Annotated in this window: 1 protein-coding gene; it reads left to right on the top strand. The window is 49.9% G+C overall.

Going from position 1 to position 535, the window contains the following annotated elements:
• The coding region (locus R7Q11_RS28950; RefSeq protein ID WP_225467317.1) for an asparaginase domain-containing protein at positions 1-535 on the top strand (535 nt) is incomplete at both ends.

Below are 535 nucleotides of genomic sequence, written 5' to 3'. Positions count from 1 at the left end.
CAGGTCAATCTGCCACTGAGTCGAACTACACCGCAGGTAAAGTTGGCGTCGAATCATTAATTTCTGCTGTGCCGAGCATGACCAACATTGCGGATATTTCTGGTGAGCAAGTCGTCAGCATCGGCTCTCAAGACATGAACGATGAGGTATGGCTGAAGTTAGCGAAAAGGGTTAACGAGCTGCTCGCTCAAGATGATGTTGACGGTATCGTCATCACCCACGGTACGGATACGTTGGAAGAAACCGCATACTTCCTTGATTTAACGGTGAAGAGCGACAAGCCCGTTGTGATCGTGGGCGCGATGCGACCATCCACCGCCATGAGTGCCGATGGCCCGGTCAATTTATACAATGCTGTTGTTACTGCAACCGATGAGGACTCAAAAGGCCGCGGCGTACTAGTGGCAATGAATGACACCATTTTCGATGCGCGAGATGTAACGAAGACCAACACCACCTCGGTAAGTACGTTCCAATCTCCAAATTTTGGCCCTCTTGGCTACATTCACAACAGCGATGCAAAGTACCAAAGAAG

Source organism: Vibrio sp. 970, from assembly GCF_033339075.1.
This window is presented reverse-complemented; position numbering and strand designations above follow the sequence as displayed.